The organism is Streptomyces sp. NPDC020731 (genome assembly GCF_044334705.1).
Lineage (GTDB): Bacteria > Actinomycetota > Actinomycetes > Streptomycetales > Streptomycetaceae > Streptomyces.
Map to the genome: position 1 here is coordinate 171,965 of NZ_JBIRTN010000013.1, position 18,455 is coordinate 190,419.

19 protein-coding genes are annotated in these 18,455 nt (G+C 72.1%); 9 read left to right on the top strand and 10 right to left on the bottom strand.

Annotation, left to right across the window (positions count from 1 at the left end; genetic code table 11):
• Positions 1-30: 30 nt before the first annotated feature.
• Complete coding sequence (locus ACH4VX_RS21485) at positions 31-1,125, top strand: DUF5925 domain-containing protein (RefSeq protein ID WP_398369156.1); 1,095 nt, start codon at positions 31-33, stop codon at positions 1,123-1,125.
• Between the two features lie 205 nt (positions 1,126-1,330).
• On the opposite strand, the gene ACH4VX_RS21490 is transcribed toward ACH4VX_RS21485, so the two are convergent.
• The gene (locus ACH4VX_RS21490; RefSeq protein WP_398369158.1) at positions 1,331-1,699 is read right to left on the bottom strand and encodes a GntR family transcriptional regulator; all 369 of its coding nucleotides are present in this window, start codon (positions 1,697-1,699) and stop codon (positions 1,331-1,333) included.
• A gap of 71 nt (positions 1,700-1,770) precedes the next feature.
• On the opposite strand from ACH4VX_RS21490, the gene ACH4VX_RS21495 reads away from it, so the two are divergent.
• The 4 genes from ACH4VX_RS21495 to ACH4VX_RS21510 all read left to right on the top strand — a co-directional run bounded on the left by ACH4VX_RS21495 (position 1,771) and on the right by ACH4VX_RS21510 (position 4,794).
• Positions 1,771-2,700 (top strand): GNAT family N-acetyltransferase, encoded by a 930-nt coding sequence (locus ACH4VX_RS21495; RefSeq protein WP_398369160.1) that lies wholly within the window; start codon positions 1,771-1,773, stop codon positions 2,698-2,700.
• Positions 2,681-3,181 (top strand): DUF402 domain-containing protein, encoded by a 501-nt coding sequence (locus tag ACH4VX_RS21500; RefSeq protein ID WP_398369162.1) that lies wholly within the window; start codon positions 2,681-2,683, stop codon positions 3,179-3,181. Before ACH4VX_RS21495 ends, ACH4VX_RS21500 begins: the two co-directional genes overlap by 20 nt.
• 239 nt (positions 3,182-3,420) lie before the next feature.
• Positions 3,421-3,555: a hypothetical protein gene (locus tag ACH4VX_RS21505; protein ID WP_398369164.1), complete on the top strand. Its 135-nt coding sequence runs from the start codon at positions 3,421-3,423 to the stop codon at positions 3,553-3,555.
• A gap of 180 nt (positions 3,556-3,735) precedes the next feature.
• The gene (locus tag ACH4VX_RS21510) at positions 3,736-4,794 is read left to right on the top strand and encodes a lytic polysaccharide monooxygenase (protein ID WP_398369166.1); all 1,059 of its coding nucleotides are present in this window, start codon (positions 3,736-3,738) and stop codon (positions 4,792-4,794) included.
• A gap of 72 nt (positions 4,795-4,866) precedes the next feature.
• On the opposite strand, the gene ACH4VX_RS21515 is transcribed toward ACH4VX_RS21510, so the two are convergent.
• Both ACH4VX_RS21515 and ACH4VX_RS21520 read right to left on the bottom strand, forming a co-directional pair.
• Positions 4,867-5,727, bottom strand: coding sequence for an esterase/lipase family protein (locus tag ACH4VX_RS21515; RefSeq protein ID WP_398369168.1), 861 nt, complete (start codon positions 5,725-5,727; stop codon positions 4,867-4,869).
• Between the two features lie 174 nt (positions 5,728-5,901).
• Positions 5,902-6,348 (bottom strand): MarR family winged helix-turn-helix transcriptional regulator, encoded by a 447-nt coding sequence (locus ACH4VX_RS21520; protein ID WP_398369170.1) that lies wholly within the window; start codon positions 6,346-6,348, stop codon positions 5,902-5,904.
• 81 nt (positions 6,349-6,429) lie between these two features.
• Between ACH4VX_RS21520 and ACH4VX_RS21525 the strand changes: the two genes are divergently transcribed.
• Positions 6,430-6,804 (top strand): cupin domain-containing protein, encoded by a 375-nt coding sequence (locus tag ACH4VX_RS21525; RefSeq protein WP_398369172.1) that lies wholly within the window; start codon positions 6,430-6,432, stop codon positions 6,802-6,804.
• A 51-nt stretch (positions 6,805-6,855) separates the two neighbouring features.
• Here the strand turns inward: ACH4VX_RS21525 and ACH4VX_RS21530 are convergent, their stop codons facing one another.
• The 4 genes from ACH4VX_RS21530 to ACH4VX_RS21545 form a co-directional block, all read right to left on the bottom strand.
• Positions 6,856-7,902, bottom strand: coding sequence for a S1 family peptidase (locus ACH4VX_RS21530; protein WP_398369261.1), 1,047 nt, complete (start codon positions 7,900-7,902; stop codon positions 6,856-6,858).
• Between the two features lie 277 nt (positions 7,903-8,179).
• Complete coding sequence (locus ACH4VX_RS21535; RefSeq protein WP_398369173.1) at positions 8,180-9,073, bottom strand: slipin family protein; 894 nt, start codon at positions 9,071-9,073, stop codon at positions 8,180-8,182.
• Between the two features lie 207 nt (positions 9,074-9,280).
• On the bottom strand, positions 9,281-10,186 hold the full coding sequence (locus tag ACH4VX_RS21540; protein WP_398369175.1) for a S1 family peptidase: 906 nt from the start codon (positions 10,184-10,186) through the stop codon (positions 9,281-9,283).
• 307 nt (positions 10,187-10,493) lie between these two features.
• On the bottom strand, positions 10,494-11,645 hold the full coding sequence (locus ACH4VX_RS21545; RefSeq protein WP_398369177.1) for a DUF5685 family protein: 1,152 nt from the start codon (positions 11,643-11,645) through the stop codon (positions 10,494-10,496).
• 301 nt (positions 11,646-11,946) lie between these two features.
• Between ACH4VX_RS21545 and ACH4VX_RS21550 the strand changes: the two genes are divergently transcribed.
• On the top strand, positions 11,947-12,384 hold the full coding sequence (locus ACH4VX_RS21550) for a cell division protein SepF (protein ID WP_398369179.1): 438 nt from the start codon (positions 11,947-11,949) through the stop codon (positions 12,382-12,384).
• Between the two features lie 37 nt (positions 12,385-12,421).
• Here ACH4VX_RS21550 and ACH4VX_RS21555 read toward each other — a convergent pair whose 3' ends face one another.
• Entirely contained in the window at positions 12,422-13,612 is a 1,191-nt protein-coding gene (locus tag ACH4VX_RS21555; RefSeq protein ID WP_398369180.1) for an acyl-CoA dehydrogenase family protein, read from the bottom strand.
• Between the two features lie 112 nt (positions 13,613-13,724).
• Entirely contained in the window at positions 13,725-15,332 is a 1,608-nt protein-coding gene (locus ACH4VX_RS21560; RefSeq protein WP_398369182.1) for an MFS transporter, read from the bottom strand.
• Between the two features lie 263 nt (positions 15,333-15,595).
• On the opposite strand from ACH4VX_RS21560, the gene ACH4VX_RS21565 reads away from it, so the two are divergent.
• Positions 15,596-16,927, top strand: a complete 1,332-nt coding sequence (locus ACH4VX_RS21565) for a glycosyltransferase family 39 protein (RefSeq protein WP_398369183.1) — start codon at positions 15,596-15,598, stop codon at positions 16,925-16,927.
• Between the two features lie 238 nt (positions 16,928-17,165).
• Positions 17,166-18,167 carry a phosphatase PAP2 family protein gene (locus ACH4VX_RS21570; RefSeq protein WP_398369184.1) on the top strand — a complete coding sequence of 334 codons (1,002 nt, stop codon included), beginning with the start codon at positions 17,166-17,168 and terminating at the stop codon, positions 18,165-18,167.
• 72 nt (positions 18,168-18,239) lie between these two features.
• Here the strand turns inward: ACH4VX_RS21570 and ACH4VX_RS21575 are convergent, their stop codons facing one another.
• Complete coding sequence (locus tag ACH4VX_RS21575) at positions 18,240-18,455, bottom strand: I78 family peptidase inhibitor (protein WP_398369186.1); 216 nt, start codon at positions 18,453-18,455, stop codon at positions 18,240-18,242.

The following is an 18,455-nucleotide window of genomic DNA, read 5'->3' on the forward strand; positions in this document are numbered from 1 at the left end:
CGCGACGTCCGTGTGACCGATCATGGCGGCATGTCCGCGCAACCGCACGACGCACTGCCGATCCGGCTCAACGTCGACGACAGCGACTCCCCGTCCGACGTCGTCGACGCGCTGTTCCTCGGCCGCTTCGCGACGGGCGAGCAGCCGTACTCGCACGCCGTCAACATCGACCGCGTGCGCTCCGGCGCGACCCTGCTGCCCGCGAGCGCGCGGGTGCTGCGGATCGCCAGGGACGACGACCGCAGCGCCACCCTGGCCGAGGGCGACGGGTGGACGCTGCTGGTCTCCCGCTGGAACCGGGGCGCCGACGTCACGGTGACCGCGATCAGCGCCGAACTCGCGGCTCTGATCCTGGACGAGGCCACCGACGGCGCGGCCGACGAACCCGAACCGCAGCCGGAGAACGTCACCATGGGCTTCTGGTACGTCTCCCCGCGGCGCGGCCCGCACCGCACCACCCGACAGATCTCGGCGGGCACCTGGGAGGAGATCCGGCCCAACTACACCGCGCCGGTGGCGGACGCGATGGACCGCCTGATGAAGACCACTCCCGAGGACGTCTCGGGCCGGCTGCTCCTGCTGCACGGCCCGCCGGGCACCGGCAAGACCTCCGCGCTGCGCACGCTGGCCCGGTCCTGGCGGGACTGGTGCCAGGTGGACTGCGTACTGGACCCCGAGCGGCTCTTCTCCGACGTCGGCTATCTGATGGACATCGCGATCGGCGAGGAGGACGCGGCGGGCAAGGGCCGCTGGCGGCTGCTGCTCCTGGAGGACTGCGACGAGCTGATCCGGGGCGAGGCCAAGCACACGGCCGGGCAGGCACTGTCCCGGCTGCTGAACCTGACGGACGGTCTGCTCGGTCAGGGCCGCAACGTCCTGGTGGGGGTCACCACCAACGAGGACCTGGAGCGCCTGCACCCGGCCGTGGTCCGCCCCGGCCGCTGCCTCGCCCGGATCGAGGTGGGCCGGCTGACCCGTGCGGAGGCGGTGAACTGGCTGGGCGACGAGGAGGGCGTCGGCCGCGAGGGCACGACCCTGGCCGAGCTGTACGCCCTGCGCCGGGGCACCTCCCCGACATCCCTCCCGGAACCGCGCGGGGACGCGGACGCGGGCCTGTACCTGTAGGCGCCTCGAAGAACTGACACAGGGCGAGCGGCGCAACCAACGCTCACCGGCACCCCTCAGGGACGCCGGGGGTGGCGAGCAACACAGCCCACGCTCACCCATACCCCCAGGGGCGCGGGGCTGTGCCGACTTGCGGCTCCGCCGCGCGGGCGCGACCAGCCACGACGCGCCCGCACCCGGCATCGAACCCCTGCCGCCACGGCGCTCACGCTCCGTAAGCCGCACGCAGTGCGTCCCGCACGGCAGCCAGTGCCTCCTCCTCCGAGCAGCCGAGCCGCCGCGCCCGCGAGGCGAATTCCTGCGCGGCGGACGCCAACTCCCGCTCCGCCGCCGCCCCCGCCGCAGCGATCAGCGTCCCGTTGCGCCCCCGCGTCTCGATCACCCCGTCCGCCTCCAGCGCCCGGTACGCCTTGGCCACCGTGTTCGCGGCGAGCCCGAGCGTCTCGGCCAGCCCCCGCACCGTCGGCAGCCGGTACCCCACGGGCAGCGCTCCCGACCGTGCCTGCTCGGAGATCTGCGCCCGCACCTGCTCGTACGGGGGCGCGCCGTCGTCGATCCGGATCCTCAAGGTCACAGCCCGATTGTCGCGCACCCCGGCGGAAAACAGGAGGCACCCCGGGCGCGTCCCCCGTAGCGTGCGCCTCCATGACAGTGACCGTCCGCGATCTCCGCCCCGACGCCCGTGCCGACCTCGGGGGCTTCGCCCGCGTCCGGCACGCCGCGCTGCCGTTCATCCTGCTCACCCCGGAGTCCCTGGCCCACGACCTGACCCGGCTGCACCCCGACGCCCGCTACCGGCCCCTGGTCGCCGTGGCCGACGGCGAGGTGATCGGCACGGCGCAGGTCCATCTGACCCACGAGAGCTCCGAGCCGGGCCAGGGCAACATCAACGTGTACGTGCACCCCGGGCACACCCGCCGGGGCGCCGGGGCACTGCTGGTGCGCACCGCCGAGGAGCACCTGGCCGCGCACGGGGCGACCAGGCTGTTCGCCTGGGTGCTGGACGAGCCGGGCAACCGCGCCTTCGCCGAGGCGCACGGCTACCGGGCGAGCCGCGCGGCCCACTTCCTCCGCCTGGATCTGGCGAACGGCGCCCTTCCCCCGCTCCAGGACCCGCCGCCGGGCGTGGAGCTGCGCCCCGGCTCGGACTTCGCCGGTGACCCGCGCCCGCTGTTCGAGCTGGACGCGGAGACCACGGCGGACGAACCGAGCGACGTGGACACCGAGTTCACGGACTACGAGGCCTGGCTGGAGGAGACCTGGCGGCACCCCCTGTTCAGTCCCGGGCTGACCACGGTGGCGGTGGTCGACGGCCGTCCCGCCGCGTTCTCCGCGGCCCGCACGGACGGCGGCACCCGGTACGGCACGGTCATGACCGGCACCGCCCGCTTCCACCGGGGCCGGGGCCTGGCCAAGCTCGCGAAGAACGACTCCCTGCATCGCGCCCGCGCGGCCGGGTACACGGAGGCGTTCACGGGCAACGACACCGGGAACGGGCCGATGATCGCGATCAACAAGTGGTTCGGGTACGAGATCTGCGGGACGGAGGTGCGGTATGTCCGCGCACTCGGCTGACGGGCCGACGCTGGTGGAGGTCGTCCTCGTCAAGGCGGGGCGGATGAAGATCCGCTATCCGGCCGAACTGCTCGCCGACGACGGCACCCGCGCCACCGTGCGCGCCCCCTGGGCGGGTGACGGCGTGCGCGACTTCGGCTTCGTCCGCTTCGAGCCCGGTGACGTCTTCACGGAGCACTACTGGCGCGACCGGTGGTACTCGGTGAAGGAGGTCCGGACCGCCGGCGGCACCCTCAAGGGCCACTACTGCGACATCACCCGGCCGGCCGAGCTCTCCGGCGGCCGGCTGGTCGTCGAGGATCTCGACCTGGACCTGTGGGTCTCCGCGGACGGCACGGACGTACGGCGGCTGGACGAGGACGAATTCGCGGCGAGCGGTCTGCTCACCACGGATCCCGAGGCGGCGGCCGCCGCGGTGGCGGCTCTCGACGAACTGGATACCCGGGCCCGCGAGGGCGGGTTCGGCGCGCTGCTCGCCTGAGGGCGCCGCAGCCGGGGCCGAGGGCACCGTCCGGCCGCCCCGGCGGCCGGACTCCGGCCGGCACCGTGCGTATGCGTCCCGTCACCGTCGTGGACGGTCATGGCCCCGGAGTGACGCCTGCCACTGACAATCGATTCGTGACAGCGGCCACAGACAGAACGGGACCGATGAGGAACTCTCCCCCGAAAGGTCTACCTCCGTGGGAACGCGGAACCCGGTGGACCCCGAAGGAGGCAGCCATGCGCCGTGTCACCGTGCAGAAGCCCCCGAGGAAGACGGACACCCGCCAGGTCCGTGAGGAGGCCGACGAGCGTCCCGCGGGACGACCCGAGGTCCGCAAGGACATCGCCCGCACCTGGTGGCCCGACGGCTGACCGTCCGGCATGTACCTGATCCCAGCCTGAGCACTTCCTTAACGCGGCCATAAGGATCTTCCTCCGCGGCCTTCGGCAGCCGATTTCGCTGGTTCGGGGGGCTAGTTTCTGAGCCACCCCCCACGGGATTCACCACCCCCCACCCCGATCCAGTGATCGCTGTCGAGGAGTTGCTGCCCCATGCCCGCACGCCGCAAGGCCGCTGTCGCCGCCGTCGGTCTCGTTCCGCTCGCCCTGACCGGGCTGTCCGCCGCGCCGGCGTCCGCGCACGGTTCCATGGGCGACCCGGTCAGCCGGGTCTCGCAGTGCTACGCCGAGGGCCCGGAGAGCCCGAAGTCGGCGGCGTGCAAGGCGGCGGTCGCGGCCGGCGGCACCCAGGCGCTGTACGACTGGAACGGCATCCGCATCGGCGACGCCGGCGGACGCCACCAGGAGCTCATCCCCGACGGCAAGCTGTGCAGTGCCGGCAACGAGACGTTCAAGGGGCTCGACCTGGCCCGCGCCGACTGGCCGGCGACGAGTGTGAGCAGCGGTTCGTACACCTTCGAGTACCGCGTGACCGCCCCGCACAAGGGGACCTTCAAGGTGTACATCACCAAGCCCGGTTACGACCCGTCGCAGCCGCTGGCCTGGGACGACCTGGACCTGGCGAACCCGGTGGCGACCTCCACCGACCCGGCCGCCTCGGGTGGCTTCTACACCTTCGGCGGCACCCTCCCCGAGCGCTCCGGCAAGCAGCTGCTGTACGCGGTCTGGCAGCGGTCGGACAGCCCGGAGGCGTTCTACTCCTGCTCGGACATCACGTTCGGCGGCGGATCCCGGACGGGCGGAGCCGGAGCCGGAGCCGGCGGCGGCGGTGAGGCCACCGGGTCCGACGCGGACGACACGCCCGAGGAGGCCGCCGCCCCGGCGCCGGCCGCCTCCGCCCCGTCCGAGGAGCAGATCGAGGACGGTGCCGACAAGTCGACCGTCGAGAACCACGGGCACGGCGACGACGACCCCGGCACCTCTGCGGAGCCGGCCGCGGCGGACGACGACACCACCCCGGAGACCGCCGACGACGGCGCCACCGCCAACCGGCCGAAGGCGGCGGGATCGTCGCAGAACCTCGCGGAGACCGGCGGCGACGGCAACACCCCGTACCTGATGGTCGGCGGCGCCGCGGCGCTGGCGCTCGGCTCGGCGGCGCTGTTCGCCTCCGCGCGGCGGCGCACGGCGACCGGGCGGCACGGCCGCTGACGGTGACCCGGGGCCCTGTCCGGCGGCTCAGGCCGGACAGGGCCCCGATGCGTGCGCCCGCATGGACACGTGTCAGTCGAACACGGAGGAGCAGGTCGTGGGTTCGGCGTGGGCCGGGTCGAGGGCGTTGGCCACCTCGTGGAAGGCGATCCGGTCGAACAGCCCGATCGCCAGGTGCTCGGACAGGTCGAGCGGACAGAGGTCCTGGAGCAGGACGTTGCGCACGTTCGGCCCGGCCAGATAGGCGCTGCGGTAGGGCGTGACGACCTCGTCGTACCGGGTGGCGATGACGGTGTAGCGGACGCCGGGCACGGTGTCGCCGCCCTCGTTGAGCCTGGTGAGGAAGTCCGAGCCGGTGACCTGGTCGGCGAGGGCGGGGGTGGTCTCGCTCAGCAGGTCCTCCGCGCCGGGGAAGTACGGCAGCAGCCGGGTGAGGCCGCCGAGGGTGGTGCCGTGGTTGCTGGGCGCGATGCCGACCAGGGCGTTCACCTCGCCGGCTCCGCCGAGGAACTTGAGGTAGTGGCGCGGCATCATGCCGCCCTGGGAGTGGCCGACGAGGTCGGTCTCGTCGGCGCCGGTCGCGGCGAGCACCTCGTCGACGAAGGCGTCGAGCTGTTCCGCGGACTCCTCGATGGGGCCGAGGCCGTGGAAGAAGGGGACGCCGGGGAGCTGTCCGTAGTCGAGGGAGAAGAGGCAGTAGCCGCGGTGCTTCAGGTAGGGCGCGAGGCCCAGCCAGTTGTCGACGGAGTTGCCGAAGGTGCCGTGGACCAGGACGACGGGGCGGGGGTGGGCGGCGGAGGGCTTGCAGGACCAGTCGTTCCAGCCCGAGCCGGGCGCGCCGGCGGCGTGGGCACCGGCGGCGGTGGGGAGGGTGACGCCCGCGGCCAGCAGCAGCGCGGCGAGGGGTCTGATCACTCGCTTCCAGGGCAGCATCGTGTGATCTCCTTGCGGTGCGGGGGGAAGGGTGGGGTCCTACGCCCTGTGATCCGGATCACGAGGATGCTGTTCACTCGTCAAGTTACGGGCGAGTAGCAAAAGTGGGAAGTTACGCGTCGGTAAAAACTTCCGGCGCCGACCGGCGGTCGCGCGCCCGCCCCTGATGGGGCGTCACCAAGCGGGACGAATCGGCCCGCCGGGTGCGATGCGCAGCAACTTCTCCGCCAGCGCGCGCAGATCCGCCTCCCCCAGCACTCCACTCCAGGCCCGCACGACCTCCGCCGCCGCCTCCTCGGCCGCCCGGGTGCAGGCCCAGCCCCGCTCGGTCATCACCACCAGCCGGGCCCGCGCGTCCTCGGGATGCGGGTGCCGTTCGGCGTACCCCTTGCGCACCAGATCGTCGACGAGCTGACTCGCGGCCTGCTTGGTCACCCCGAGATGGACGGCGAGATCGGTGACCGTCGCACCGTCCGGGGCGAGCCGGGTGAAGGCGAAACCGTGCATGGGCCGCACCCCCTCGAAACCTCGGGCGACCACCCCGTCATGGACGCGCTGGACGAGCCCGCCGGCGACGGCGAGCAGGGCGGCGGACAGGGCCATGGCCTCGGAGTTCTGCACGAGGAAATTCAAGCACCTTGACGAAATGGTCAAGCAGCTTGACCATATAGACAAGCACCTTGACCATACATGGAGGCCGTCATGCCCGTCGTCCGCCCGTCCGACGCCGTCGTCCACGAGATGCACGGCGCCCGTTTCGTCTCGTACGCCACCCCCTCGACCGGCAGCGAGGAGCTGTGCGCCTGGCGGGGCGAGATTCCCGCCGGCACGAAGGCGCCCGCGCACACCGTCAACCGGGAGGAGATCTTCCATCTGCTCGCCGGCGAGTTGCTGATCACCCTCGACGGCACCGCCCACCGCGTCACCGCCGGCGACACGGTGATCATCAACTCCGGCGCGACCCTCGCCGTCGAGAACCCGGCCGCCGAGGCCGCCGTCTCCTGGGTCACCACGTCCCGCGGCCTGGAGGCGACCCTGGCCGACGGCACGCGCGTCGTGCCGCCGTGGGCCAACTGAGACCGGCCCGCCCCTCCGCGTGGAGGGGCGGGCCGTCGTACGAGGGAGGGCTCAGCCGATCTGGGTGCCGGTCGCCGAGAGGGCCTCCGTCACCGGCTGGAAGAAGGTCTCGCCGCCCGACGTGCAGTCGCCGCTGCCACCGGAGGTGAGGCCGACCGCGCTGCCGCCCGAGAAGAGCGAGCCGCCGCTGTCGCCGGGCTCGGCGCACACGTCGGTCTGGATCAGGCCGTTGACGATGTCGCCGTTGCCGTAGTTCACGGTGGCGTCCAGACCGGTGACCGTGCCGGAGTGCACCTGGGTCGTGGAGCCGCTGCGGGTGACCTGCATGCCGACGGTGGCCTCGGCGGCACCGGAGATCGCCTGCGCGGAGCCGTCATAGAGGTTCACCTCGCTCGGGTGGGCCACGTCGGTGGTGTACTTGACCAGGCCGTAGTCGTCGCCCGGGAAGCTGGAGTCCGCGTTCTCGCCGATCACGTTGCCCGAGGAGTCCGACCAGGTGGAGATCCCCTCGGTGCAGTGCCCGGCGGTGAGGAAGTGCGGCTCGCCGCCCTTGGTCACGTTGAAGCCGAGCGAGCAGCGCCCGCCGTTGCCGGTGATGGCGTCGCCGCCGGCGACGAAGGGCTTGTACTCGCCCTTGGTGCGCCGGAGTTCGGCGGTGGCGCCGAGCCCGTCGACGACCTCGGTCAGCTTGGCCCACTCGGCCTCGGAGACCGTACGGTCCGCGGTGACGACGACCTTGTTGGTGGTCGGGTCGGTCACCCAGGCGGTGCCCGGGATGGTGGCGTCCTGCTTGAGGGTGGTGCGCGCGCTCTTCAGCTCGGTGAGGGAGTTCGCCACGACTCTCGCCTTGGCGCCGGCCGACTCGACGGTGTCGGCGGCGGTCTCGTCGAGCACGTTCACCACGAGGGCCTTGCTCTTCGCGTCGTAGTACGTTCCCGCCGCGTCGGCGCCCAGGTCCTGGGCGAGCGTCGAGGCGAGCTTTCCGGCCGCTCCGATCGAGAGGGTCCGGGGCGCGGAGTCCGCCGGGATCTCGCTGGCGTTCGCAGTCTGGAAGGTGACCGCGCCGGCGGCCAGTGCGGCGATGCCCGCACCCGCCATGACCGCACGTCGCCGGGATATGCGTCGGTGCTTCAACTCACGTCCTCCTGTGGGGGGACGGTCCGGGAGGTTGTGGGGACCTCACCGGACCGGAAGGCATACGGCCACGGGGGCAGAGAACAAAAGAAGCCACGCCCGTGCCGTCGAACGGCGCCCACTCTTCCGAACCCCACGGGGAGCACACAAGGTCGACTTCAGGACGCGCGTACGACAACGGCCGCGCGCCCCCTATGTCCTGACAGGTCATGGACACGCAGGGCGGTTCACACTGCAAACGCTACGAGGGAGTAACCGGCGGTACGGTACGCGGGGTCGGGTCCTGGCTTGAATTCGACCCTTCGTGGTCCGGATCCACGAGCGGCGCGGCGGGCGGACGTTGCTTCCGCACCGGTTCCGGGGCCGGCGGTGCGGGCTGCTGGGCCCGTTCCAGGAAGCGGAGGAGTTCGACGGGGAAGGGCAGGACGAGGGTGGAGTTCTTCTCGGCGGCGACGGCGACGATGGTCTGCAGCAGGCGGAGCTGGAGGGCGGAGGGGGTCTCCTCCATCTGCTGGGCCGCCTCGGCGAGTTTCCTGGACGCCTGGAGTTCGGCGTCGGCGTTGATGACGCGGGCCCGGCGTTCGCGGTCGGCCTCGGCCTGGCGGGCCATGGACCGCTTCATGGTGTCGGGCAGGGAGACGTCCTTGATCTCGACGCGGTCGATCTGCACGCCCCAGCCGACGGCGGGGCTGTCGATCATCAGCTCCAGGCCCTGGTTCAGCTTCTCCCGGTTGGACAGCAGGTCGTCGAGGTCGCTCTTGCCGATGATCGACCGCAGCGAGGTCTGGGCCATCTGGGAGACCGCGAACCGGTAGTCCTCCACCTGCACCAGGGCGTCGGCCGCGTCGGCGACCTTGAAGTAGACGACCGCGTCGACCCGGACGGTGACGTTGTCCCGGGTGATGCCCTCCTGGGCGGGGACCGGCATCGTGACGATCTGGAGGTTGACCTTGTGGAGGCGGTCCACGAACGGAACGACCATGGTGAACCCGGGCTCGCGCACCTGCGGGCGGAGCCGGCCGAGCCGGAACACCACGCCCCGCTCGTACTGCTTGACGACCCGCGCCGCCGCCATCACGTAGAGCACTCCGGCGGACGCCGCCGCCGCTCCCGCCGTCACCAGTTCCTCGACCATCACGGCCCCCGGGGTCCGAAGTGGCGCATCAGGTGATCACGCGTCCGGTGCCGCCCGGCGCGTCCTGGTGTGTCCCTCGACGGTAGCCCCGCACCCCTGACAAGGGCGAGCCCCCGCACGGCGATCGCGTGCGGGGGCTCGTCGTACTGCCGGCTGCAAGGTGGGACCCGTGGGACCGGTGGTGCGGGCCGGTCCCGGGGGCCGGTCCTAGTAGACGCTGACGCCGTAGGCGCTCAGGGCCTCCGTCACCGGCTGGAAGAAGGTCGTACCGCCGGAGGAGCAGTTGCCGCTGCCACCGGAGGTCAGACCGTACGCGGTGCCGTTGCTGCCGTAGAGCGCGCCACCGGAGTCGCCGGGCTCGGCACAGACCGTGGTCTGGATGAGACCGGAGACGACGTCGCCGCCGCCGTAGTTGACGGTGGCGTTCAGGGCGGTGACCCGGCCGCTGTGGGTGCCGGTGGTGGAGCCGTCACGGATGACGGTGGTGCCCACGCTCGGGGTGGCCGCGCGGGTGATGTCCACGCCGTTCGCGGTGCCGGGCCGGCTGACGGAGCCGGTGTACCGGACGATGCCGTAGTCGTTGCCCGGGAAGCTGGATCCGGCCGTCGAGCCGATGGCCGAGGTGCGCCCGGAGTTGGAGTACCAGGTACCCGCGCCGTCGGTGCAGTGACCGGCGGTCAGGAAGTACTCGGCACCGCTGCTGCTGCGGACGTTGAAGCCGAGGGAGCAGCGCCAGCTGCTCGCGTAGATGGCGTCGCCGCCCTGGATGAGCTTGCTGATCTTGCCCGGGGTGCGCTTGACGGTGATCGCGGCGGCGTCGCCCCCGGCCTGCCGCTTGATCTTGTTGATCTCGGCCTGGGAGACGGTGCTGTCGACGGTGAGCAGCACCCGGTTGGTCTTGCTGTCGACGGCCCAGGCGGTGCCCGGGACGTCGGCCTCCAGCACCGAGCCGCTCACGCTCTTGAGTTCGGCGGAGCTGAAGGTGGTGGGGGTCTCGGCCGCGTTCGCGCTGGGGACCACGATCGCGGCAGCGGCCACGAAGCCGGTTGCTACGGCGATCAGCCGAGTCCGTCTCGAGATGCCGCTACGGGGGGTGGTGCGCTTGATCCTCACTTCTCGTTCCTCCACAAAGGAAGTAGGGGGCCCTCGTGGGGTTGTGGGCCCGGTGAGGCGCAGCCAGGGTGCCGGGTGCCCGGATTCCGAACACGCCGTGCTCCTGACAAGCGCTGTGGGCGAGTATTCGGCCGACCGACCGTTCGGCGCAAGGGTGCCTTTTGGCCGTCAACCTTTGAACCTTCTATGAGATTTGGTCCGTGCGCGGGATCGCGTTACCCGTGGTCACACCCACATCGCACACACATCACGACCGGTCGAACAGCCGCACGCTGTCCGGAAGTCGCTCCTCCGGATAGCCGGTCCGTCAGCAGTCGCAGCCGCAGTCGCAGCCGCTGCAGCAACCGTCCTCACCACAGCAGTTGCAGCACTCACAGCAGTTGCAGCAGTCGCCGCACCCGCTGCAGTCGCAGTTGGTACAGGGCCCCTGCTTCTGCTCCCGGCTCCAGGGGTCGTCGTAGGTGCCGCAGCACAGTTGGCAGGTGCAGGCGAGCCCCAGCCACACGGCGCAGCCGGCCAGCAGTCCGCGCCGGTCGCGGCGCGGCGGCTCGGGGGGCGGCGGGCCACCGGGGGTGCCGGGAGGCGCGTAAGGGCCGGTTCCGTGGGCACAGGAGACCGTACCGAAGGCGCGATGGACGGAGTTGGGCAATTCATGGACGAGCAGCCGGTGCGCGAGACCGCCGTCGGTGAACTCCACTTCCTTCAGGGCGAGCCGGATGCCGTGCACCGCGTCGTCGGCGAGCCGGCGGGCCTCCTCCAGCGGGGTTCCGGTGGCGGCGAGCGGGTTCCAGGCGCCCGAGGCCGCGTCGGCCTCCCGGTCCTCCACGGCGTCCAGGAGGTGCGCGAGGCGCCCGAAGAGGCGGCCGGCCTCCGCGAGCGGTACGGCGTTGTGCGGCCGGCCGGCCAGCACCGCGGTGTGCGCGAAGGCCGCGGCCGTCGCGGTCTCGGTCGGCTCGGTGACGGTGAGGACCGGGGTACCGGGCCCGGCGAGGGTCTCGATGCCGGTCTGCCGGTCCACGGCGTCGACGAGGACGGCGGTGTCGAACCCGACGTCCGAACCGGTCCGCGCTCCCGCCCGGTCCCAGCTCGCCGCGACCCGGCGCGCGGCGAGCGCGACCGGCCCTCGCGCCAGCATCCCGTCGCCGTCGGCGACGTGGTCGCGCACCTTGGCGGAGGCGAGGACGAGGGAGACGGCCGCCGCGAGCCGCGCGCCCTCACCGTGCGCGACGGACGCGGTGCGCATACCGCGCAGCGGGCACGGCCCCGCGGTGCGCCGTCCCGTGTCCGGGCGGGCCGCCTGAGCTTCCGTCAGGACGGATATGAGGAGCCCGTCGTAGTTGGTGACGATCCTCGCGAGCTGCCCGTGGTCCCCGCGCAACGCGAGGCACAACCCGCACAAATGGGCCACCCACTGTGCGGTGAGCTTCTCCCCGAGCCGGTGCCGACACGGCCTGACCATTCCGAACACGATGTCCCCCCGTGCAGTTGTACGACGTCGAGCGGCGGCATCGTACCGGCCCCGGCGTTCACCCGTACGCACCCTTCCTCACCCGTACGCCGGGAAGAATCATATTTCACTCACAGTCAGCAGCCGTTTACACCAGGACCCTTGGGAAACCCGGACTCTCGACGGATCAGCTGTGCACCAGTACCGTCACAAACCCCCCGCGCGACGTCTATCCGCTTGGCGCGACGTCCGCATCATGGACGACCATAGGGATGCGGAAAGACAAGAAAGACCGCTGTGAGAGGAGGCGTCCATGGGATCGGTACGCAAGGCGAGTGCCTGGCTTGGCCTCGTCGACGACAACGAAGACGAGCGTTACTACGACGACGACTACTCCGACGGGAGCGAGTCCGGCGAGGCCTGGGTCACCGATCCGCGGGTCAAGGTGGCCACGGACGTCGCCGAGGAGAGGGGCCGCCGGATCGGCACGGTCACCCCGGACAGCTTCCGGGACGCCCGCGCCATCGGCGAACTGTTCCGCGAGGGCGTTCCCGTCATCATGAACCTCACGGCCATGGACGCCGGTGACGCCAAGCGCGTCGTCGACTTCGCCGCGGGCCTGATCTTCGGCCTGCGCGGTTCCATCGAGCGGGTGTCGAACCGGGTGTTCCTGCTCAGCCCGGCCGACACCGAGGTCGTCAGCGGTGAGCCGGCCGCGCACCGGTCGGACGGCTTCTTCAACCAGAGCTGAGGCGGGACCGCGTACCGGTCCCGCCCCTGCCGGAGGCTCACCGGAAGGCGTCGAGCCCGGTGAGCGCCTTGCCCAGCACGAGCTGGTGCATTTCGACGGTGCCCTCGTAGGTGAGCACCGATTCCAGGTTGGTCGCGTGCCGCATCACCGGGTACTCGAGCGAGATCCCGTTGGCACCGAGGATCGTCCGCGCCGTACGGCAGATGTCGATGGCCTCGCGGACGTTGTTGAGCTTGCCGAAGCTGACCTGCTCGGGACGCAGGCGGCCGGCGTCCATGCGCCGCCCCAGATGGTGGGCGAGCAGAATCCCCTTGTGCAGTTCGACCGCCATGTCGGCGAGCTTGGCCTGGGTCAGCTGGAACCCGCCGATGGGCCGCCCGAACTGCTCCCGCGACTTCGCGTAGTCGACCGCCGCCCCGAAGCAGCTCCGCGCGGCGCCCATCGCGCCCCAGACGATCCCGTACCGGGCGTGCGAGAGGCAGCCGAGCGGGCCCTTGAGTCCGGTCGCCCCGGGCAGGACGGCGTCGGCGGGCAGCCGTACGTCGTCGAGGACCAGCTCGCTGGTGACGGAGGCGCGCAGCGACCACTTGTGCTTGATCTCGGGCGCCGAGAACCCGGCGCTGTCGGTGGGCACCACGAAGCCGCGGATCCCCTCGTCGGTCCGCGCCCACACCACGGCGACACCGGCCACGGACCCGTTGGTGATCCACATCTTGCGCCCGTTGAGCACCCAGTCCCCTCCGTCGCGCCTGGCGTACGTGCGCATCGAGGCCGGGTCGGAGCCGTGGTCGGGTTCGGTGAGCCCGAAGCAGCCGATGACCTCGCCGGAGGCCATCCGGGGCAGCCATTGCCGCTTCTGCTCCTCACTGCCGAAGCGGTGGACGGCGTACATGGCGAGCGAGCCCTGCACGGAGACCAGGGAGCGGATCCCGGAGTCGGCCGCCTCCAGCTCCAGGCAGGCCAGTCCGTACTGGACGGCGCTGGCGCCCGCGCAGCCGTAGCCGTCGAGGGACATGCCGAGCGCGCCGATCCCGCCGAGTTCCCGGGCCAGCTCCCGGATGCCGGGCAGCTCGCCCTTCTCGTACCAGTCGGCCACGTACGGGAGCACCCGGTCGGCGGCCCAGGTGCGCACGGTGTCCCGGACGGCCAGGTCCTCCGGCTCCAGCAGGTCGTCGAGGCCGAGGGGGTCGGCGGGGTCGAAGGGGGGCAACTTCGCGGACGCGGACATGGGGCACCCTCCGGGGCTGGTCCGGGACATTAACTAGCGCTGCTAGTCACGGCTCGGGGCGACGTTACGACGCGGTCCTCCGCACGTCCACCCGGCTGGTGCGGGAGACGGCTCACACCTTCAGCTCGGAGACCCGGCGCTCCGCGGCCTCCCGCGGCGCGGGCACCTGCACGGCCGGCGGCTCGCACTGCATCACCCGGGGCAGCCTGAGCGCCATCACCGCCCCGAGCAGCAGCAGACCCGCGCTCACCAGCAGGGTCACGTGCAGTCCGTGCACGAAGGAGTGGCGCGCCGCATCGCGCAGGGCGGTCCCCGCGGGTCCGCCGAGCCGGTCGGCCACCTCGTAGGCCTCCCCCAGCGAGTGCGAGGCCGCCGAGGACGCCGCCGAGGACACCCCGGGTATGCCGGTGAGACCGGGTGCGTAGGCCCCGTTCATCACACTGCCGAGGAGTGCGATCCCCATGCCGGCGCCCAGCTGGTAGGAGGTCTCGCCGATCGCGGCCGCCCCGCCGGCCCGGTCCGGCGGCGCCTCGCTGAGCATCGACTCGTACGCCCCGAACAGCGTGGTCTCCAGGCCGAAGCCGAGCAGGACGAAACCGGTCAGCAGCAGCGGCCAGTCGTCCTGACCACCCATCGCGGTCAGGACCACCACCGCGGCGGCCGTCAGACAGAAGCCGGAGCAGACCGTACGGCGCGGGCCGAACCGGCGCAGCATCCGCGCGCCCGCCAGGCCCGCCGCCATCGCCGCGATCGTCAGCGGCAGCAGGCGCAGCCCGGTCTCCAGCGGGGAGAGCCCGAGCACGAGCTGGAGGTACTGGGCCGCGATCAGTTCCAGGCCCACCAGGGCGAGCATCGCCAGCACGATGCAGCCCACCGCCGTACTGAACGCCGGCCGGGCGAACATCCGCAGGTCGACCAGCGGATGCGTGCGGCGCCGCTGCCGGCGCACGAAGGCGGTCAGCAGTCCGGCGCCCACGAGCAGCGGCAGCACGGTCCACACGCCGGCGGCGGAGGCACCGCCGCCGAGCCGCTTCACGCCGAGGACCACCGCGAACAGTCCGACGGCGGCCATCAGCGCGCCGACCACGTCCCAGGGGCCGTCGTCCTCACCCTTCGACTCGGGCAGCAGGATCCACCCGACCGGGAGGCTGACCAGCATCAGCGGGATGTTGACCAGGAACACCGAACCCCACCAGAAGTGCTCCAGCAGGAAGCCGCCGAGCAGGGGGCCGACCGCCGCGCCCACGGCGGCGACCGCGCTCCAGACACCGATGGCGAGCGCCCGCTCGCGCCGGTCCGGGAAGACCTGACGCAGGATCGACAGCGTCGCCGGCATGATCATCGCGCCACCGACACCGAGCAGCGCCCGCGCCACGATCAGCAGCTGGGCGTTGTCCGCGAGGGCCGCCATGCCGGAGGCGACGCCGAACAGGGTGTAACCGAGCAGCAGGACGCGTCTGCGGCCGATCCGGTCGCCGAGGGTGCCGAAGAGGATCAGCAGCGAGGCGCAGACCAAGGGGTAGGCGTCGACGATCCAGAGCAGCTCCATCGCGCCGGGCCGCAGGTCCTCGGTGACGGCGGGGACCGCGACGTGCAGCACGGTGGCGTCGACGGCGACCAGCAGCAGGCTGACGCAGAGGACGACGAGCACCACCCAGCGGTTGGCACCGGCCCCGGCCGCCCGACGGCGCAGCGCGGCGGCCGTGGTCGTCCCGGACATGTACGTACCTCCCAGATGTTCCCTCACGATCGGCGGGCTCACGGGGTCGGGGACTCCCCCGTGACTCGGCCGGAGAGGAGCGGTGGTCTCCGGCCCGCGCAGCGATCGGCGAGTGACACGTCAGAGTACGCGAGTGAGGGCCGGGGGCCAGTGGCGGGCCTCTCACTGCTCCGGCAGACCGGTGTGGCGTACACCACTCCCCTCGTCGAGGTCACACGCCCCGCCGGGCGGTCCGGTTCCACGCCGGGTCGATAATCGGGCCCGTGAACGATCTCGACGCGCGCGTCGCCCCGGCCCGCCCCGGAGCACTGCGCCGGGCCGCACCGGCGCTCCTCGGGTACGCCGCCGTGCGTGCCCTGGGCCTGGTCGTGCTGGCCCTGTGGAGCGGGGCGCGCGGCAAGGACGCGTACACCCTGCTGACCGCCCGCTGGGACGCGCTCTGGTACACGGGGGTCGCCGAGCTCGGGTACGGCCACGAGGTGCGGCTGTCCAACGGGGACGTCCATTCCGACCTGGCGTTCTTCCCGTTGCTCCCGTGGCTGGAGCGGCTGGTGGCGACGGTGTCCCCGCTGTCGTACGCGGACGGGGGCTTCGTGGTGAGCGTGCTCGCCTCGCTCGCGGCGGCCTGGGGGGTCTTCGCGGTGGCCGACCACGTGTACGGGCGCCGGGCCGGGGTGTGCGCGGTGCTGCTGTGGGCGGTGCTGCCGGTCGGGATCGTGCAGTCGATGGCGTACAGCGAGTCCCTGTTCACCGCGCTCGCCGCATGGTCGCTGTACGCCGTGCTGACGGGGCACTGGGTGACGGCGGGTGCCCTGGCGGGCCTGGCGGGGCTGACCCGCCCGGTGGGGCTGGCGGTGGTCGCGGCGGTGTGGGCGGCGGGCACCGCCGCGTTCCTGCAGGAACGCGCCTTCGCGCGGGGACAGGCCTCCGCGCGGGACCGCTCCTCCCCCGCGCGGGACCGCACTTCTTTCGCGTGGGACCGCAGCGCGGTGCCGGAGGGCGGCGCGCGGGCCGGGGAACGCGCCGGCGCTCCCGCGACCACCCGGCGCGTCCGGGCACCGGAGGGCGCCCCGCGCGCCACGGACACCTCCGGAACGCGCCTGCGCCGGGTGCTCGGCATGTTCCTCGCGCCCCTCGGAGTCGCCGGTTACGTTCTGTGGGTGGGGCACAGGACCGGACACGGGCCGCTGGGCTATCTCGACGTGCAGGCCGGATGGCGGAACGGCTTCGACGGGGGTTACGCCTTCGCCCGCTTCGTCGCCGACAAGTTCATGTCGTTCCCGTCCGTCCCGGCGGGCCTCGGACTGGTGGTCGGCGTCGGCCTCGTGGTGTGGCTGTACGTCGTCTGCGTACGGCAGCGCCAGCCGCTCTCCCTGCTGGTGTACGCCGGGGTCGTCACCGCGCTCGCCCTGTGCGCGTCGAGCTACTTCGGCTCGAAACCGCGGCTGCTGCTGCCCGCCTTCCCCCTGCTGCTGCCCCTCGCCCTGGCCCTGGCCCGGCTGCGTACGCCCAGGTCCGCGCTGGTCGTGGGGGCGGTCGCGGCGGCCTCGGCGGTGTACGGGGCCTTCTGGCTGAACGGCTCCGGTCCGCCCTGAACCGTCCGGAGCGGCCGATGAGCGCCGAGGAAAATCCGCACCAGCCCCCGGTGAACGAATTCAAAAGCGCGATAAAACCCTCCACCGGAATGATCAGAAGAATTGAAGTCCGCAGCATCCGGGGTTTGCGCATTCATCGGCGATAAAGGCCCTGCTGAGAGGAATGCCACATCACATCGTCATCACAAAGAGGCTGATTCGACGGGCTTCCGCACTCACTCGCTGTAACGTCGATTGGGTGCGTACCGAACGGAAGCCCACCCGTCTGGACCGGGTGTTCGCGAGGCTGGATCGTGAGCCGGAACGACCGGCTCACATCGGCGTGCCGCGAATGAGCCGGCACCGGGTGGTGCTGTTCGGCTCCACCCTGGCCTTCTATCTGGCGATCGTGTGGGCCGTGCTGATCACCTCCTGGCTGGTCCGGCTGGACTGGCAGGTGATGTTCTTCCGCCCCTACCAGCAGTGGTCCGAGATCCACGCCTTCGTCGACTATTACGTGGTCCTCGGCCAGCGCGGCCCGACGGCGGTGATGGTGACGGCCTGGCTGGGCTGGCGCTCCTGGCGGCAGCACACCCTGCGTCCGCTGCTCGCCCTCGGCGTCTCCCTGCTGCTGCTCAACGTCACCGTGGGTGCCGCGAAGTACGGCATGGGGCGCCTCGGACCGCACTACGCGACCGAGATCGGCTCGAACGAGATGTGGCTCGGCGGCGATATATTTCCCAGCGGCCACACCGCCAACGCCGTGGTGACCTGGGGAATCCTGGCCTATCTGGCCTCCACCCCGAGAGCGCGCCGCTGGCTGTCCGCGCTGTCGGCCGTGACCTCGCTCGGTGTGGGGCTGTCCACCGTCTACATCGGGACCCACTGGCTGAGCGATGTGGTCCTGGGCTGGGTCGCGGGCCTGCTGATCCTGCTGGCGCTGCCCTGGTTCGAGCCGATGATCGCCCGCGCGGAGGCACGGATCTTCGGCCTGCGCGCCCGCTGGCGGACGCGTCGGGAAGGCGCGGCGGAGGCCGGCCCGCTCGGGCAGCCCGTCATGCTCAAGCCGCTCACCGACCGCGCGGACACGGCTCCCGAGCCGGTTCCCGCGGGCCGCCCGGCCTCCCGGTCGCCCGCCTATCTGGCGCCCGGGCCGCACACGACCCGCGCGGAGCGCTCCCCGGTCACCCCGGCGGGCAGCCGCCGCCCGCCGCAGGCGGAGCGCCACCCGCGCGGTACGACGTCGGCGACCCGTCCCTGACGGACGGCGCGGCGTCCGCCGCGCACGCCACGGCCCCGGTTCCGGCGAGGGAACCGGGGCCGTCGCCGTGTGTCAGCCCTTCCAGGCGCGCGCCACCAGCCCGTCCCGCACCTCGAAGTTCAGCCGGCCCATGCGGTACTCCATGGTGATGATCGCTCCTGGGGGCAGCGCCCGCACCGTCGACCAGCCGCGCTCGCGCGCGCGGTGCTCGGCCCGGTCCGCCGCGAGGCCGACGTAGGCGTCCGGGCTGTCGTGGGGTTCCGCGGAGGGTGTCGGAATGGGTGCCAT

Coding starts and splice junctions, on each gene's coding strand:
- ACH4VX_RS21500 (WP_398369162.1), top strand. CDS start 2,681: ATGTCCGCGCACTCGGCTGACGGGCCGACGCTGGTGGAGGTCGTCCTC.
- ACH4VX_RS21550 (WP_398369179.1), top strand. CDS start 11,947: ATGGGATCGGTACGCAAGGCGAGTGCCTGGCTTGGCCTCGTCGACGAC.
- ACH4VX_RS21515 (WP_398369168.1), bottom strand. CDS start 5,727: ATGCTGCCCTGGAAGCGAGTGATCAGACCCCTCGCCGCGCTGCTGCTG.
- ACH4VX_RS21535 (WP_398369173.1), bottom strand. CDS start 9,073: ATGGTCGAGGAACTGGTGACGGCGGGAGCGGCGGCGGCGTCCGCCGGA.
- ACH4VX_RS21555 (WP_398369180.1), bottom strand. CDS start 13,612: ATGTCCGCGTCCGCGAAGTTGCCCCCCTTCGACCCCGCCGACCCCCTC.
- ACH4VX_RS21485 (WP_398369156.1), top strand. CDS start 31: ATGTCCGCGCAACCGCACGACGCACTGCCGATCCGGCTCAACGTCGAC.
- ACH4VX_RS21560 (WP_398369182.1), bottom strand. CDS start 15,332: ATGTCCGGGACGACCACGGCCGCCGCGCTGCGCCGTCGGGCGGCCGGG.
- ACH4VX_RS21530 (WP_398369261.1), bottom strand. CDS start 7,902: ATGGCGGGTGCGGGCATCGCCGCACTGGCCGCCGGCGCGGTCACCTTC.
- ACH4VX_RS21505 (WP_398369164.1), top strand. CDS start 3,421: ATGCGCCGTGTCACCGTGCAGAAGCCCCCGAGGAAGACGGACACCCGC.
- ACH4VX_RS21495 (WP_398369160.1), top strand. CDS start 1,771: ATGACAGTGACCGTCCGCGATCTCCGCCCCGACGCCCGTGCCGACCTC.
- ACH4VX_RS21525 (WP_398369172.1), top strand. CDS start 6,430: ATGCCCGTCGTCCGCCCGTCCGACGCCGTCGTCCACGAGATGCACGGC.
- ACH4VX_RS21575 (WP_398369186.1), bottom strand. CDS start 18,455: ATGGCACCCATTCCGACACCCTCCGCGGAACCCCACGACAGCCCGGAC.
- ACH4VX_RS21545 (WP_398369177.1), bottom strand. CDS start 11,645: ATGGTCAGGCCGTGTCGGCACCGGCTCGGGGAGAAGCTCACCGCACAG.
- ACH4VX_RS21510 (WP_398369166.1), top strand. CDS start 3,736: ATGCCCGCACGCCGCAAGGCCGCTGTCGCCGCCGTCGGTCTCGTTCCG.